Here is a 255-nt window from a genome sequence, read left to right as displayed (position 1 = left end):
TGTTTACTGCGTCAGGTTCAAATTGGCGATTCAATACATTTTCAGCAATCGGCAGGTCGTGGTTGCTATCTGTCGTATGCACAAACTTACGCTTCCAAGCCGAACGCAGACCGTTGGCACGCATCAAACGACGAATTTTATAAAGGCCTATTTCCATGCCCTTGGCGTGCAACACTTTACGCAACGGACGACTGCCATAACAGCCGCCACTTGCGGCAAACGATGCCTTGAGTTGCAGAGCCATGGGACAAATTG

At 49.4% G+C, this 255-nt stretch carries 1 pseudogene; it reads right to left on the bottom strand.

The annotated features are described in order from the left end of the window. Positions 1 to 142: 142 nt before the first annotated feature. A pseudogene (locus AACY49_RS32055) lies at positions 143 to 244 on the bottom strand (hypothetical protein); the annotation flags it as partial. Positions 245 to 255 lie beyond the last annotated feature (11 nt).

Source organism: Pseudomonas sp. EL_65y_Pfl2_R96 (assembly GCF_963970905.1).
Taxonomy (GTDB): Bacteria; Pseudomonadota; Gammaproteobacteria; order Pseudomonadales; family Pseudomonadaceae; genus Aquipseudomonas.
The sequence above is the reverse complement of the archived record's forward strand: the minus strand, read 5'-3'. Positions and strand labels throughout refer to the sequence as shown.